Here is a 14,935-nt window from a genome sequence, read left to right on the forward strand (position 1 = left end):
GAGCTAACCGACTTTGCTTTTTAAAAAACTGACCCGAAAGCAGTTCAAACCATGAAAGGGTAACAGAGTTAGGCTCGCATCGTGAATGGTGACAATATCGCGGCAGATAGCCATCCCTAAACCCGCGCCATCACCTTTTTCTGGATTTTCTCGATAGAAGTTTTCAAATAAATGCTCTCGGGCCTGGTCACTAATTGGCGAACCATCATCGCTGATATCAACATGAATAAACTGCTCTTCAACGCTTAAATCCACACTGATATGGCTTTGCTTACCAGAATAACGAATCGCATTGTCCACTAAGTTTGAAAACAACACCTCGAGCAGTAACTCATCACCCTCAATGGTGGCCGTCTGCTCGCTATCAAGACCAATTTCCTGATCGTTTTGTAGCGCCAAAGGCACTAATTGGGCAATCACATTTTGTAACAGTGAATGCAGCGCGACCTTGGTAAATTTTTGCTCAGATGGCTTAAGGCTTTCCACACGCGCTAGCACAAGCAACTGATGAATCAGCCTATCGGAGCGCTCAATGCCAGCCAAAATGCGCTTGAGATCCTCTTTCAGCTGCTCTTCATTTTCGCTACTCATGGCATTTTCAGCGTTAATCCGCAATATAGCTAACGGCGTTTTTAGCTCATGGGCTGCGGTGCGCGTAAAACGGCGTTCTCGCTGCCAGGCTTCATCAAGCTGGCGAAGCAAGCGGTTTAAAGTACTCACCAAAGGTTCAAGCTCAAGCGTTAACTCACTAATAGCAACTGGCGTTAACTGATGGACATCTAACTTGCCAATAGCTCGGCGCAATTCAACCAATGGTCGAAACTGGCGGTTAATTAATACCACCATAATTAGCGCCAACAGCGGAATAATAATCAGCAAAGGAAAGCCGCTAGACATCGCCAGCTTACCCATAATATCGCTGCGTACCGCCTCGCTTTCGGCCACCACAATCATATCTTGATGGCCATTAACTTTGGGCGCGACATACTGAAAATAGCGCCATTTTTGGCCATTCACTTTAAAATAGCCATAACCGGGATGCGCTATCAGATGGGCAACACTGCCAAAACTGCTATGCGTATTCCAGAACATTTTGCCATCACGATAATATTGAACGAGTTCTTTAAGCTCATAAGGATGGCCTAATTTACTTTCCACATCGTTATCGCGATGTGAGCGCGACACTAACTGCTGCATCCACTGATTAAAAAGCTTCTGTTGTTTGTCGAGCTGAGTTTGGCGGGTGGGAATAGTTAATAATAGCTGCTTGGCGGTCTGGCCTAATCTGGCGTCATAAACTTCTTTAATTTCATGGCGCGCAGCCAAATAACTAATGACCAACGCAATCAAAATGGCAAATAGCGCCAATGAAATCACCGAAACAATCAGGCGATTTTTAATCGAATAAAGTTTTTTATGCTGAGTCTTTGGCAAAGACATACCCCACGCCACGAATGGTTCGGATAAAACTTGCTGGCAGCTTTTTGCGCAGATTATGAATATGCACTTCAAGCGAATTATCACTGCCGCCTTCATCCCAGCCATACATTGCCTGATGCAACTGCTCTTTACTTAGAACGCGTCCTGGCTGAGTCATTAAGCTCGACAATAGCTTAAACTCATGACGAGTTAAAGTGACCGTTTCTCCCGCTACCGTGACTTTTTGCTCAGCTAACGACAAGCGAATCGGGCCATGTTCTAAAATAGACTCGCTGTAGCCGCCACGGCGACGAATCAACACCCGCAAGCGCGCTAAAAGCTCTTCAAGTGCAAAGGGTTTCACCAGATAATCATCAGCCCCACCATCAAGGCCGCGAACCCGATCAGAGAGTTCATCTCGAGCGGTTAAAATCAGCACAGGCAAGTCAAATCCAGCTTTACGGATTTTGCCAAGCAGGTCTAGACCATCAATATCGGGCAACATCAAATCTAAAATGACGCAAGCAAATTGGTCGGTTTTCAGAGCACTAAGCGTTCCATTTCCCTTTTGTAGCCAATCGACTGTATATCCATTACGATTTAACGAAGTCACCATTGATGGGCCCAGCATCTGGTCATCTTCTATCATCAGTACACGCATGAGCGCTTATAGCTCCTTAAGTTTTGCCAAGATCTCTTTTCTTCTGCCTTCATCAGCCAATGGCCGATTTGGCCGTTTAGGGGCAGCTAAGGCCTTTTCAAAATATTGCTTAGCGGCTTTTTTATCGCCTTGATCACATAAAAAATCAGCATAAAAATAGTTAGAGTCCAACCCGTTGGGATTAATTGCTAAGCCTTTTTTGAGCATGGCTTTAGCCTTTTTATCACTGCCAAAACCAATTGGCCAGCCGGGTACTTGATAGTATAGAGCGCCAAGGCTGGTATACGCCGAACCATCGAGAGTATTGGGCGCATTTTTTATCACTTGCTCAAAGTTTACTTTCGCTTCTTTAACTAATGACAGCGCGCCAAGGCCACCTTTTGCACCGGCTTGAGAGCTTAAATTAATTCCCAACCACACTCGCAACTGTTCATCCTTTGGATGAGCTTTAAGGGCATCATTATTATCGGCGACTAATTTTTCAAAGCAGCTCTCTCTGGCCTTTTTCGAAGATTGTTGATACTGACAGTGCGCCCATTGCTGCTGAATTTGAGCAAGCGATAACGTGGTTTGAGCCTGAGCTAAGCTATATACCGCCGCCAGAGCCATAAACAAGAGGGACTTTTTCATTGTGGATGCTCCACATTCGTTTTATCAAGCGCTGCGGCAATCAGCGGATATTGACGGCGAATCGCCGAGCCAACCACCCCGGGTAAGAGTTGATTGAGCCGAGCAAACAGTTTTTCTGGCCAACCAATAAAGCGCGAACGCTGCTCATGTAACAACAGGTCGATAAATTGTTCGGCGACTAACTCTGGACTGTCGCTGTGATTTCCCAGCTTTTGATTTAATTCTTCAACCACCGATGGATTAAGCTGAGTTTGGGTAGCACGCGGAGCAAGATGCAACACCCGAATGCCTTTGGCACTGAGCTCTCGATCCAAAGCTTCAGAAAAACGCTGCAGCCCCGCTTTTGCCGCGCAATAACTGGCATAGCCTGGATAACCAATCGCACCAAATGTGGAGCCGATATTTACAATCCAACACGGTTGAATTTTCTCACTGAGCAAGCGATGACAAAGCTCGATAGGACGCAATAAGTTCAACGTGATCTCATCGCTCAGCGAATTATGGGTACGCTTTGCAAACCAGCCAAACTGATTACACCCGGCATTGTTTACCAGTCCATCAATAGGCTGACCATCTAAGTGTTGCATGAGCAAATCAATGCCATCAGCAGCTAATAAATCAACCGCCAATACACGATGGCTGTCGCTCTGTGGCAGCTGCGCTTTAAGAGCCTCGAGTTTATGAGCGTCACGCCCCACCAGCACTAAACAAGCACCTCGGTCACTTAAAGCTTTGGCGATAGCTGAACCGATACCACCGCTGGCTCCGGTGACCAACCATGTCGTTCCTCGAATTTTCATCACACACTCCTTACGCCACTTGCATTACAGGCAATGGCAAATGCTCTAGCATCGCGCTATATAAACGAAACACGTGGCGGGCGCTGTTGATAATAGCCTGTTTATCTTCTGGCGATTCAATCTGATTCATTAACTGTTCAAAAAACTGAATATGTTGCGTATCTAATTCACTATGCGAGAGCAGATAAGTCATGGCACGGTTGGGTAAATCAAGCGTTTGTTGCACCATTTTCGCCATCGACCCACCGACTGAAACACTCGTTCCCTCAAGAACCCAAACCATGCCAAACAAGGCCAGCGGATTGGCTCGGTCAATCTGGTGATAAAGATAAGAAACCATCAGCTCAATAGGCCAGTCAACTTCACCTTCGCCAAGGCCTGCGCGAACCAATTGGGCATCAAACCCAAGCGCATTTATGTCATTTAAAATCCACTCTTGATGGCTGCTTTCTTCTTCAATGTAGTGTCCAAGAGCAACTCGCAGCCCTTCATAGCGCTCAGGTAAACGCCCGCCGCACGCCATGAGTAAAGGAACCGTATGCTTCACATGGTGATAGGCCTGCGTTAAAAAGGCGCGATATGTTTGCCGGTCAATTTGCCCTTTTTGGCATGCTGCAAAAATTTTTGCCTGAAGCATCTGAGCGCGGGCCGATTCAGTTTGCCGCTTAAGCTCATTAAAAAATTGGCTCATAATTCTCCCCCGAAGTGCTCTGAGACTTCTTTGGCTGTAGTAAGATATGCTCGCAAGTTTGGCTAAATTGATGAATAGATGAACGAATTGGCCGGGCATTAAAGGTAAATAGAACCTGGCTGGGTTTGTGCTCACACCAGATTAACTGCGCAATTTGCGCATAATCAGGTAGATGCTGATTGAGTGCAGAGAGCGCTTCAAGCACCGCTTTTTTATCGGGATGAATGACAAAAGCGCTTAAATAATCTTCACCATCGCCCATTACGACTAATTGCTTAAGCGCGACATAATCCTTGGCAAGTGTTTCTATCCATTCGGGCGATATATTGCGGCCATAACTAGTGACTATCAGGTTTTTTAATCGACCTTGAATCGTTAAAAAACCATCTGCATCAATAGAGCCGATATCCCCTGTGGCAAACCACTGGTTATGAAATGGCTGACCGACGTAACCGAGCGCCATATCGCCACGCACAAAAATCTCAGAGCGTTCACCGATTTTGACGCGTTGATGATTTAACACCTTGCCACAACTGCCAAGGCGATAAGTTGTTGGAGTATTAACCGCAACAACCGAAGCGCATTCAGACAAGCCATAGCCTTCATAAACGGGTAGCTCTAACGCGCGAGCACGCTCAAGAAGTAACCGAGGAACAGAGGCGCCACCCACAGCAATAAATTTAAGGCTTTGTTTTAGCCCGTGATGATATTCAACTACATTCACCAGCGCCTCTAATAACGCCGGTGTTAACACCAATGAGTTTGGCTCAAAGCGGCTCAAAGCCTGAATAAAACGCGCCGGTTCAAAGTGGCTAGAACCAATCAGCCCTACATCTTCACCGGCAAGAACGATACTGGTTTTACCCAGCATGAGCGGCACATAAACCCCGGTGATGTTTTCAAGCAACGTTGACAACGGCAGCATTACGAGATGACGCTCAATAGCGACGTCTTGAGCAACAACCTGTGCTAATTGGGCACTCACCTCATCAAGCTGTTCAGCGCTTAAACAAACACCTTTAGGCGTTCCGGTTGAACCCGAGGTGAACGTCACCTTAGCGGTCTGAAATAACAGCGATTCAGATAACTCAAGCTCAGGCTGCATACCTAAAAAGTCCCAATCACCAAACAGATGATCCGCACCGCTTTGCTCAATGCTATGAATCGCCTGTTCGGGCGTGAAAAAAGTCGGCACCGGCAACAGTGGAATATCACCGGCAAGCGCGGCTAAGTCATTAATCACCCAACCCAAGCAGTTTTCCCCGCGCATGGCAATGCAATAGGGTTTCAGAGATTCAAATTCTCGTTGGCGAGTTTGAATTTTCTCCCATAGCTCACGATAGCTCAGCTGACACAACTCACCTTGAGGATCAGCCCCAACTAATGCGATAGCATCCGGCTGCACTTGTGCGAAGTGACAAATGGATTGAATAATACGACTACTCATACATGACTCCTATAGGAGAAACAGTGGATTGGGGAGATAGAACCTGAATGCCATCCTGAAGACGCCCCACGACAATTTGGGGCTGATATTGATAATAAGTTCCCCAACGAGAAGAATTAATGACACGCGAATCATCGGCTGCATGCACTATATTTAAGCTTAGACCCATCCGCTTCATCAGTGCCATTAACGGTTGAGTTGCAGTGAAAATGCAGTAGTGATAGCCCTTTTCAATCAGCATCTGCGCCATTAAGTGAAAATGTGCTTTGGAAAATCCCATAGAAAATGATGCCAACTGACCAAACTCAATCAGTTGCGAGCGTTCAACATGAGCACCAAGTGCTTTGCGAACCAGAACTTCAGCGCTCTCATCAAGGTATTGCTCTAAAAACAACTCATCGCCATTTGCAGCTCGAATACCGCAAACAGAAACAATTTGCTCTGTTTCAAACAAAGTTAAAAACACCGGCATAAATTCATCAAGCTGAGCGTTAAACGCCCTTTTGTAACGCCGATAAACATACTGGCGAACTGCATTGCTCTGCGGATGAGCAGCATCAACCCATTGAAGTCTGTGCATCATGGGACTCCATACTTTTACAAGTTACGCATAGCAGAGTAGAAAAGTAATCTTAAGAAATTCTTAAGCTGAGAAATTTTCTTAAAAAAATTGAAAATTAAAGATTGGTTATACAAATGAAAGGATAAAAAGAAAGGAAAGTGAAAGGATAAAAAGAAAGAAAAGCGCGCTGACACAACGCGCTGATTGCTTAATAAAGATTAAGGGCGGATATAGGCATATCCAGCGGTTTGTTTTTCGATAAGCTCTAGCACACCAACGTTTACCACCGTCACAAAATTACTTAACAAATGAGGTTCAATCTTAAGACCCGTTAATGAGTTTTTACACGCCTCAAAGATAACCCCATCCTGGCTAAGAGCCTGCATCGCTGATAAATATTCACCATCGGCAGTGGTGTAGGCTGACACGGCCTTAGCGTTTGCGAGCACAACGATTTTAGAGTTTTGTTTATCAACCACTTTAAGCAAATTGTTGATATTCGCCAAAGCCATTGGCCATTTGGCAATTTCGTCGATATGAAAGATGACTTGAACGATTGGCATCGACATCTATGACTCCTGAGTTTTAGGGATTATTAGGGGTTGTTGATCTTTGGCGGTTGAATTTTGTTCAAATTAAACGCATTTTGAACGCGGCGCATCCTGTGTCGCTTAATGAGTTAAGAAAGCAGGGTGCAACAAAGTTCAGGATACGTTTAAATGAACCCGAAGGGCAGTATCTGAGAGGAATTTATACAGCGTTAAACGTTCTTTGTGCAGACCTACACGGCACAACGTTTATCTGCCTAAATTTCTCTCCGATTGCTGCAAAACTAATTGCAAAAGGTCAACAGCCCCTAATAACAGGCTTTACGCTCTTTAGCGACCAAATCGCCATTATCATTGCGCTTATAACACACACCCTCAATTTGTTTTAACACATTTTTTTGCCAACGGTAGCTATCAACACTAATCGAGCTTCCTGCGCAGCATTGGTTGGTTGAGGTAATGATTTTACTTTGCTGGTTAAATCTTAAGGTTACCAAGCTTGAGAGCTGCTCATTAAACTGAAAGTTATGCTTTTTAGGCTGATAAATATAGTAATTACGCGAAGTGTTCGGGCCTGCGAAACTCTCTCCTGCAGTCGAAAAATCCGCAAAACCGTCAAAGTTGTAATCACCAATCGAGACGGTAAACAAAGAGCAACTGCTACTTTCAACCATTAATTTTTGCACAGTCTTATCCGTTGCTTTATCAATCATCGTCACTCTTGTGCCATTGTTAAGGCACTTCACGCGAATATAACGATTTTTAGACGATGCAGATTGCATGACCCCGCGCAGGTCAGTACTTTGAATCAGATGCACCGCAAGCTTGGCATGCGTTTTCACATTCAACCAATAACCATCTAATTTAGAATCCTTGATTTGCAGATGAAACTCGCCAATGGGTTTATTTTTGGCGTTTCTTTCAATGAAGATTAAGGTGTTTTTATCGCTACTTGCTCCAGCACTGAGATCAATCGGCGTGCGATAGTGATTATAAAAATACAGCGCAGAATCATTAGCCAGTTCAAAGCTAATCGCTGATTTACCTAATGTGCCACTATATTGAGCGCCCAGCGCGCAGGTGCTTGTTAACAATAAAACCAATGTGCTTATCCACAAACGCAATTTCATAGTCAATCCATCGTTAAAAAATACAAAATAGCCATTACATAACTCGATGATCATTTAGGAATAATCGAGATGATGATTTAAATGGCAGTGGAATTTTCTCTGTTATCTGAATATCTTCCAGACAGCTCTTAAGATTTAGCTGATGGGCAGCAATAATGACGAATCTCATCCCAATAGCTCACTATTTAGAGAGCGGGCAAACACAAGCTACCTTTAAGAACGCTGACCGCTTGACCACAAAGCGTGATTGCTTGTTCGCTTTGGCGACTCACGCGAACATAACCGCCGCGAGCTGAAGCCTGATAACCGAATAAATCGTCTTTGGCCAATTGTTCAAACCAATAAACTGCCAGCGCGCAGTGCGCCGACCCCGTCACTGGGTCTTCATCAATACCGACCCATGGCGCAAAATAACGAGAGATAAAATCAGCGTTTTGAGTCTTAGCTTTAGCGGTGACGACAACGCCTCGCCCAGGGATTTGATTTAAGCGACTAAAATCAGGCGACAAAGCGCTAACGATGGCTTCATCATCGACGACTATCAGCTCTTTATCATTAAATTGTAGATAATCGATTAGTTGTGAAGCACTAATGCCAAGAGCTGTCAGTAGCTCATTACAGACTTGGGTTTTAATAAGCTTAGGAGCTGGAAAGATCAATTCAATCGCATCATTTTTAGCCCGAGCAATAAGATCGCCAGATAAGGTGTGAAACACAACCTCGCTCCCATCATTTAACCAGCCCTGCTGTTTGAGAATATGCGCAGTCGAAAGGGTGGCATGACCGCATAATTTTACTTCAGTTTTCGGTGTAAACCAGCGCAGACGCATCGTATCGAGCGCTAAAAAAGCCGTTTCAGAAACGGCCATTTCGCGGGCGATGTTCAGCATCAACGGCTCATCTAATGCCGACGGGGTGATACAAACGCCCGCCGGATTGCCTTTAAATAGCTCACAGGTAAACGCATCGACTTGATATATACTTAAGTCCATATTGCTAAAATCCCTATAAAATCTGCCAGTTAACGCTCTAATCAATAAGTTAGTTAATATAACCTAAAGCAAAGCGCATCGGCCATACTGACAAACCAACATCTGGCAGATTTTGGTTAAAGCAATAAGATATCTTTAGTCGCCAGCTGCCACCGCTGGTAAGTCGTGGACACTTTGACAAGTTTTATGTGCCGGGCAATATTTATCTAACAACATAATGGTGACGCCGTTAGTCCAACCAAAACCATCCTGCAAAGGATATTCCCCGCCGCCGCCACCACCGAGGGCGCGGCCTTGCACTATGTATTTTTCCACCAGCTTATGTTCACTATCATAAGTTGCCTGCACATTTTTCAAAAAGCCCATGGCGATGCGTTTGGCTAGCGCTTGATGCTGATAATTATTAAGCCCAACCACACCGACCCATTGCAGCGGAGCCCAGCCGTTTGGCGCATCCCATTGTTGGCCAGTTTCAATCGTGGTCGTGGCAAGGCCTCCTGGATGAACCAGTTGCAACATCACAGCTTTAGCGGTGGCATCGGCTTGCTTATCACTTGCGATATTGAAAAATAACGGAAACAATGCCGCGGCAGTAAGTTGCTCACGGACCTGAGCTTTTTGCCAATCATAATCGCTATACCAACCTTGCGTTTTGTTATACAGGTACGTATTGATAGCTTTGGCGCGAACGTCAGCCTGATGACGATAATGAGCGGCCAACTTCGCATCTCCTTTAAGCTGATAGCCTTTGGCTAGCACCGCTTCGAGGTGATACATCAAGCTATTGAGATCCACTGGAATAATATGGGTAATTTCAATCGTATTTAAATGCTGATAGTCAGCGAACCATCTCGAGCTGTAATCCCACCCAGAGGCTGCGCCTGAGCGTAATTGCCGATAAAGCGCAGGTTTGTCTTTTATCGATAGATTCGAAGCGGTGTGTATATCAGCAAGCCACGATTCTGGCCGCGGCACATCCCGCGCGTCCCAATAACGATTAAGTACTGTACCATCACTAAGTTTAACCACTCGATTTACCGCTTGGCCTTTAGCCAAACTTGCACTGCCCGCCATCCAGTAATCGTATTCTTTTTGCAATTGAGTGAGATAATGAACGTAAACCTGGTCGCCTTGATGCTTAGCATAAAGTGACACCATCAAACTAAAAAATGGCGGCTGAGAGCGGCTTAAATAATAACTGCGATTGCCATTTGGAATCAGCCCATATCGATCGAGTTCCCATGCAAAGTTATCGAGCATATTTTCAACCAACTGCCAACGGCCACTTTCACCAAGCCCTAACATGGTAAAATAGCTGTCCCAATAATAGACCTCCCGAAAACGTCCACCAGGAACGACATAAGGTTTAGGAATCTGTAATAACGAGTCATATTGACCCGATTTTTTAGCGCTTCGAGTCAGCTCGCTCCATAGACCATCAATGTGCTCGCGCAACGATTGATTCGCTGGCGGCACATAATCAGAATGAGTCGCTGGTAGAGTGAAATTAGCTAAGACGAATTTTTTTAAATCAAAACCCTGCTGTGATTTTTGTTTTTGCCAGTCGGCAACAATCAATTGGGGCGCTCGTTTAGCAACCGCATCAGCGAAGGTTTTCTGGTCGTCAAACAGCTGCGCTCTTTGCACGGCATCAAACAGTGGCCCAAACAGAATATCTGGTGACTGCGGCGCACTCTGGCGAGCAAATGAGCTTTGACAAACCAGCATGAAAGCCAATAAGCCAAGGCTTAAAAAATTGCTCCAGCGTTTACAAAGTATCCATGATGAATCACTCGATTTAACCATCAGCAAACTCCTTTACTATCGTAAATAAAGCTCAATTAGCTGATCCTAGAGTGCAAACCGATATTTTAAATTGACAAATCACACAGAAATAAAGTTCTACTAAGCCCCTGCATTAGGCAAGCTCGATGTTTATATGTGTGGTGATAAAATCAATTAAGGCACTAACCCGCCGTGGCGGCCGATGCAGAGCCGGATAAACGGCATAAATGTTAATGGGTTTATCCGTATATTCACTAAGAACGCTCTGCAAGCGCTCTGCTTTTAAATCATCATGCACATCAATTTGAGATTTTAATACCACTCCAGCGCCTCGAATCGCCCATTGCCGAAGAGCCCCACCGTCATTGGCAACTCGATTGCCAGAAACCTTCACCGTAAATGAGCGGTTACCATCAACAAAATGCCATTCTGACTGCGGTGAATGCGGTCTTGCGAGCACTAAACAATTATGTTCTTTAAGATCGCGCGGATGAACAGGTTTTCCCCATTTTTGCCAATAGCGCGGGGATGCACAAACCAGCCGACGCTGGCTAGCAAGCAACCGGGCTTTAAAGCGAGAATCAACCAAAGGACCTGTGCGAATCGCAAAATCAAATCGCTCGGCGACTAAATCCACCAACCCATCAGACAAATGCAGTTCGACTTTAACCTGAGGGTGTTGTTCTAAAAATGCATCAATTAATCCCGGTAATCGCATCCGTCCGAAATCATTGGTCGTTGTTAAACGAATCGTCCCGCGCAGTGGACCTTGCTGGTTAAGATGATCAATGGCGTTTTCAAACTCATCAACGATAAACCGGCAATGTTCTAAGAACTGCTCGCCTTCAGGTGTGAAAGACATTCGTCTGGTGGTGCGCACGATTAAATTGGTTCCAACCAAGTGCTCTAATTGCTGCAACGCTTGGGTAACAGCAGAAGGTGCGATATTTCGTTGCCTAGCGACTCCTGCCAGCGAGCCAATATCATTGATATCGAGATAAATTTGCATCAACTCAATTCTATCCATTATTCACCATATTTGAATAAAGCCTTTATAAATAGATTAATTATTCGCAATTTTTATCATTGTAGACTGAACCCAATTAAAATAAAGGAGGACAAACAATGGCAACGATGATAACTCGAGGTGGCGACGGACAAGGTAGCTTGATTGGCAGCAAACTATTTATTGTCGGAGCGGGTTCAGGAATGGGGGCAGCACTTGCGGCAATGGCTGTCGCGCGCGGAGCAAAAGTCGCGTTAGCGGGTCGAAGCTTAGATAAACTAGCGAAAGTGGCCGAGCAATTAGGTCCTAATGTGCTTGGAACCTATTCACTTGATATTTCAGATGCATCCCAACTTGATGCAGCCCTAAGTGAACAGGGGCCATATGATCATATTGTTTCAACTGCCGCTGATTTAACTTTTAAACCTTTTTTAAAACTGACGGATGCAGAAATTCAAGCCATGGTTGCGAGCAAACTTTATGGCCCAATCAATTTAGCTCGTAGCGCGGATAAACACCTTCAGCAAACAGGCTCAGTATTGTTCTTCTCTGGTTTAGCCGCTTATCGCCAAGGTGAAGGATCTTCACTTGTGGGAGCGGTCAACATGGCGTTAGAAAGCCTCGTGGCGAACCTTGCAATTGAGATGAAACCCAAACGATTTAACGTTATCTCACCGGGCGTTGTCGATACTGCGACGTGGGATATTCTCAGTGATGAAGATAGAACTGCGATGTTTAGCGCTCTTAGTGAAACACTGCCAGTCGGCCGGGTTGGTCAAGCCAATGATTTAGCGCATGCAGCACTGGCAGTACTAGAAAATGGCTTTATCGATGGCACAGTGGTGAACGTTGATGGTGGTGGCCGCATCGTTTGATAAAACGCTTAAGAACATCAGAGCTAATCGTATCAGTGGTTAGCGCTGATGAAGATAAATCTCACGTAAATATAAGGAGAAATGATGCAACCACATATGCTCGTTGTGGGCGGCTCCGGAGTAACAGGTCGCGGAGCCATTGCCGCGCTACAAGATTCTAACTGGCAAATCACCACTCTTTCTCGCACCCAACAGAGTCCCTATGACCAACCGCACTTATCGGCTGATTTACTCGATAAAGACGCACTTGAAAAGCATCTGAATGCACTTAAAACAATTACACATATTTTCTATGCCGCGTTAAAACCATCCGCTGATGCAAGCGTTGAAGCTCAAGAAAATGGAGCAATGTTTAAAAATGTCATAGAGACAGTCTTAAAAGCCAATGCCCCGCTTCAACGGGTCACATTTTTACAGGGTGGGAAAGTTTATGGCGCGCACTTAGGGGTTTATAAAAGTCCTGCCCGCGAAGATGATAGTCAACATTTTCCACCGAACTTATATTTTGAGCACGAAAACTATGCACGGACATTAAGCCAAAAAGGCGTGAAATGGACCGCGCTACGGCCTGATATTATCATCGGTCACTCACTAGCCTCAGCGATGAATCTAGGAAATGTCATTGGCATTTATGGCACCTTGTGTAAACACTTTGGGGTAGCAATGCAATTTCCTGGCAGCGAAGCCGCTTATAATGTGTTAGTGAATGTGACTAACGCCAACCTGCTAGGCAAAGCACTAGTTTGGGCTTGTGAAAATAACAAAGACGGCGCCTATAACATCACCAACGGCGATCAGTTTCGCTGGAAACATGTCTGGCCACGCATCGCCCAATGGTTTGGCTTGGAGGTTGGCCAACCACAACCGATAAATCTGCAACAACGGCTCAACAACTTTGCCAGTGATACTTGGCAACAACTGGCGGCAGATTATGGATTAGCACAATCAGACATTAACCAGCTGGCTCAAGGCAGCTTTGGTGATTTTATCTTTCATGTTGAAACGGATGCGATATTCGATGTGACTAAGGCCCGCCAAGCCGGATTTAATGAGATGACGCTGCGCTCGGATGACGACATCATTAATCATTTAGAGCAGATGGTTAAACGAGGATTAATTCCAAATCCAAACACGTTATAAACCTTCCATAATAAAGACTAAAGCCAGACTTATTTGCCAGCTCTGGCTTTAGTCTATATTGACCTGCAATCGACAGCGTCTTAGTTATAGATTTACGTTATTAATCAATAAAATAGCGCTGCATTGACCAGACTCATCGTGATGAGTGAGCTTCAGAACACAAAATCATTTAATGAACATAAAGCCCCACTGACTCTAAATTATTCTTAAGCCTTCGATTGGTTGATTTGGCTAAGGCAACCTAAGCCACTTAATGTTTGCTCAATAGCCTGTCTAAGCGGCGTATGTGGCTCCGTTCCAAGCAACTCTAATAACTGGTGATTATCCATTCGAACGGATTCCTGCCACAGATAGCGCATTTCAGCAACTTCATAAATGGTTTCATTAAATAACCCCAACGAAGGGACAAGCCACCAGGGAAAATGGCCTAATTTGGGTCGCTTGCCTCTATCTTGAAAGGCAATATCAGCGATTGCATTTATCAGCTGCTTGCCATCATCATCCCAATATCCGGCAAAATGAAAATTAGAAAAAGCGGGCAGCTGTGCTCGTTTAGCTAACACTAGCGCCATGGTTTTTGCTAAATCCGGCAGATAAGCCCATTGATGACCAACATGGCCGAGCTGTACTATTTTGGTGATGGTCCGGCCAGGTTTTACTAATTGGGTAAACCAAGTGTTTTTGGCACTGGGTCCAAAGAAATCCCCCGCTCTGATGATAATAACCTGGCCGCCGCTGGCAGCATACTCAGCCAATAATTGCTCCATTTGTACTCGAATAGCCCCCTTTCGAGTCTTTGGATGCTGTGGGGAATCTTCTTTAATTAAAGGGAAACTATCCGGCCCATAGTTATACAGAGTGCCTGGTAACACCACTGTTGCCTGATTTGCTTTAGCCGCCAAAAGTGTATTTTTAAGCATGGGTAAGGCTAATCCTGCCCAGTTTTTGTATCCCACAGGGTTAACGCCATGAAAAATCACATTAACGTTTTGGGCTGCATCAACCACTGCTTGAGCATCCATCGCATCGCCATGTTTGTAGGTAATTGCCGCTCGCGCTGACAGTTTTGGGTGACGAGACAGAGCGCTGACATCCCAGCCATCGTTCACCAGCTGCTTTGCCAATTCAGAACCAATACCGCCAGTGGCCCCCAAAATTAGTACCCGATTATCATTCATCTGTTTTGCCTCTAAATTGATAGTTGCATATAGATTAAGATGTGATTGAGATAAATAGAATTGACTAAAAT

15 protein-coding genes are annotated in these 14,935 nt (G+C 45.0%); 2 read left to right on the forward strand and 13 right to left on the reverse strand.

What is annotated here, in order from left to right; genetic code table 11:
• Window positions 1–3: 3 nt before the first annotated feature.
• From ABTQ23_RS18110 to ABTQ23_RS18165, 12 genes are all read right to left on the reverse strand, one after another.
• The gene (locus ABTQ23_RS18110; protein ID WP_408617166.1) at window positions 4–1,440 is read right to left on the reverse strand and encodes a sensor histidine kinase; all 1,437 of its coding nucleotides are present in this window, start codon (window positions 1,438–1,440) and stop codon (window positions 4–6) included.
• On the reverse strand, window positions 1,415–2,080 hold the full coding sequence (locus ABTQ23_RS18115; RefSeq protein ID WP_408617167.1) for a response regulator: 666 nt from the start codon (window positions 2,078–2,080) through the stop codon (window positions 1,415–1,417). The genes ABTQ23_RS18110 and ABTQ23_RS18115 overlap by 26 nt, the downstream gene beginning before the upstream one ends.
• A gap of 6 nt (window positions 2,081–2,086) precedes the next feature.
• A complete protein-coding gene (locus tag ABTQ23_RS18120) occupies window positions 2,087–2,689 on the reverse strand; it encodes a hypothetical protein (RefSeq protein WP_408617213.1) in 603 nt (200 codons plus the stop codon).
• A gap of 17 nt (window positions 2,690–2,706) precedes the next feature.
• The gene (locus tag ABTQ23_RS18125) at window positions 2,707–3,510 is read right to left on the reverse strand and encodes an SDR family oxidoreductase (RefSeq protein ID WP_408617168.1); all 804 of its coding nucleotides are present in this window, start codon (window positions 3,508–3,510) and stop codon (window positions 2,707–2,709) included.
• Between the two features lie 10 nt (window positions 3,511–3,520).
• On the reverse strand, window positions 3,521–4,201 hold the full coding sequence (locus ABTQ23_RS18130) for an iron-containing redox enzyme family protein (protein ID WP_408617169.1): 681 nt from the start codon (window positions 4,199–4,201) through the stop codon (window positions 3,521–3,523).
• Window positions 4,185–5,648, reverse strand: coding sequence for an AMP-binding protein (locus tag ABTQ23_RS18135; RefSeq protein WP_408617170.1), 1,464 nt, complete (start codon window positions 5,646–5,648; stop codon window positions 4,185–4,187). Before ABTQ23_RS18135 ends, ABTQ23_RS18130 begins: the two co-directional genes overlap by 17 nt.
• A complete protein-coding gene (locus ABTQ23_RS18140) occupies window positions 5,641–6,231 on the reverse strand; it encodes a thermostable hemolysin (protein ID WP_408617171.1) in 591 nt (196 codons plus the stop codon). Before ABTQ23_RS18140 ends, ABTQ23_RS18135 begins: the two co-directional genes overlap by 8 nt.
• A gap of 197 nt (window positions 6,232–6,428) precedes the next feature.
• Window positions 6,429–6,779 (reverse strand): DsrE family protein, encoded by a 351-nt coding sequence (locus tag ABTQ23_RS18145; protein ID WP_408617172.1) that lies wholly within the window; start codon window positions 6,777–6,779, stop codon window positions 6,429–6,431.
• 287 nt (window positions 6,780–7,066) lie between these two features.
• Window positions 7,067–7,888 (reverse strand): XAC2610-related protein, encoded by an 822-nt coding sequence (locus tag ABTQ23_RS18150; protein ID WP_408617173.1) that lies wholly within the window; start codon window positions 7,886–7,888, stop codon window positions 7,067–7,069.
• A 185-nt stretch (window positions 7,889–8,073) separates the two neighbouring features.
• The gene (locus ABTQ23_RS18155; RefSeq protein WP_408617174.1) at window positions 8,074–8,880 is read right to left on the reverse strand and encodes a PhzF family phenazine biosynthesis protein; all 807 of its coding nucleotides are present in this window, start codon (window positions 8,878–8,880) and stop codon (window positions 8,074–8,076) included.
• A 135-nt stretch (window positions 8,881–9,015) separates the two neighbouring features.
• Window positions 9,016–10,686, reverse strand: a complete 1,671-nt coding sequence (gene treA / locus ABTQ23_RS18160; RefSeq protein WP_408617175.1) for an alpha,alpha-trehalase TreA — start codon at window positions 10,684–10,686, stop codon at window positions 9,016–9,018.
• 112 nt (window positions 10,687–10,798) lie between these two features.
• A complete protein-coding gene (locus ABTQ23_RS18165) occupies window positions 10,799–11,692 on the reverse strand; it encodes a LysR family transcriptional regulator (RefSeq protein ID WP_408617176.1) in 894 nt (297 codons plus the stop codon).
• A gap of 98 nt (window positions 11,693–11,790) precedes the next feature.
• Here ABTQ23_RS18165 and ABTQ23_RS18170 point away from each other — a divergent pair, with 98 nt between their 5' ends.
• On the forward strand, window positions 11,791–12,546 hold the full coding sequence (locus tag ABTQ23_RS18170) for an SDR family oxidoreductase (RefSeq protein WP_408617177.1): 756 nt from the start codon (window positions 11,791–11,793) through the stop codon (window positions 12,544–12,546).
• A gap of 81 nt (window positions 12,547–12,627) precedes the next feature.
• Complete coding sequence (locus tag ABTQ23_RS18175; RefSeq protein ID WP_408617178.1) at window positions 12,628–13,686, forward strand: SDR family oxidoreductase; 1,059 nt, start codon at window positions 12,628–12,630, stop codon at window positions 13,684–13,686.
• Window positions 13,687–13,892: 206 nt separating this feature from the next.
• Here the strand turns inward: ABTQ23_RS18175 and ABTQ23_RS18180 are convergent, their stop codons facing one another.
• Entirely contained in the window at window positions 13,893–14,864 is a 972-nt protein-coding gene (locus ABTQ23_RS18180) for an NAD-dependent epimerase/dehydratase family protein (RefSeq protein WP_408617179.1), read from the reverse strand.
• Between the last annotated feature and the right edge of the window lie 71 nt (window positions 14,865–14,935).

This window comes from Celerinatantimonas sediminis (genome assembly GCF_046054195.1).
In the GTDB taxonomy this organism is placed as follows: Bacteria; Pseudomonadota; Gammaproteobacteria; order Enterobacterales; family Celerinatantimonadaceae; genus Celerinatantimonas.

Excerpts from the sequence above, each read along its gene's own strand:
- ABTQ23_RS18110 (WP_408617166.1), bottom strand. The coding sequence starts at position 1,440 with ATGTCTTTGCCAAAGACTCAGCATAAAAAACTTTATTCGATTAAAAAT.
- ABTQ23_RS18115 (WP_408617167.1), bottom strand. The coding sequence starts at position 2,080 with ATGCGTGTACTGATGATAGAAGATGACCAGATGCTGGGCCCATCAATG.
- ABTQ23_RS18120 (WP_408617213.1), bottom strand. The coding sequence starts at position 2,689 with ATGGCTCTGGCGGCGGTATATAGCTTAGCTCAGGCTCAAACCACGTTA.
- ABTQ23_RS18125 (WP_408617168.1), bottom strand. The coding sequence starts at position 3,510 with ATGAAAATTCGAGGAACGACATGGTTGGTCACCGGAGCCAGCGGTGGT.
- ABTQ23_RS18130 (WP_408617169.1), bottom strand. The coding sequence starts at position 4,201 with ATGAGCCAATTTTTTAATGAGCTTAAGCGGCAAACTGAATCGGCCCGC.
- ABTQ23_RS18135 (WP_408617170.1), bottom strand. The coding sequence starts at position 5,648 with ATGAGTAGTCGTATTATTCAATCCATTTGTCACTTCGCACAAGTGCAG.
- ABTQ23_RS18140 (WP_408617171.1), bottom strand. The coding sequence starts at position 6,231 with ATGATGCACAGACTTCAATGGGTTGATGCTGCTCATCCGCAGAGCAAT.
- ABTQ23_RS18145 (WP_408617172.1), bottom strand. The coding sequence starts at position 6,779 with ATGTCGATGCCAATCGTTCAAGTCATCTTTCATATCGACGAAATTGCC.
- ABTQ23_RS18150 (WP_408617173.1), bottom strand. The coding sequence starts at position 7,888 with ATGAAATTGCGTTTGTGGATAAGCACATTGGTTTTATTGTTAACAAGC.
- ABTQ23_RS18155 (WP_408617174.1), bottom strand. The coding sequence starts at position 8,880 with ATGGACTTAAGTATATATCAAGTCGATGCGTTTACCTGTGAGCTATTT.
- treA (WP_408617175.1), bottom strand. The coding sequence starts at position 10,686 with ATGGTTAAATCGAGTGATTCATCATGGATACTTTGTAAACGCTGGAGC.
- ABTQ23_RS18165 (WP_408617176.1), bottom strand. The coding sequence starts at position 11,692 with ATGGATAGAATTGAGTTGATGCAAATTTATCTCGATATCAATGATATT.
- ABTQ23_RS18170 (WP_408617177.1), top strand. The coding sequence starts at position 11,791 with ATGGCAACGATGATAACTCGAGGTGGCGACGGACAAGGTAGCTTGATT.
- ABTQ23_RS18175 (WP_408617178.1), top strand. The coding sequence starts at position 12,628 with ATGATGCAACCACATATGCTCGTTGTGGGCGGCTCCGGAGTAACAGGT.
- ABTQ23_RS18180 (WP_408617179.1), bottom strand. The coding sequence starts at position 14,864 with ATGAATGATAATCGGGTACTAATTTTGGGGGCCACTGGCGGTATTGGT.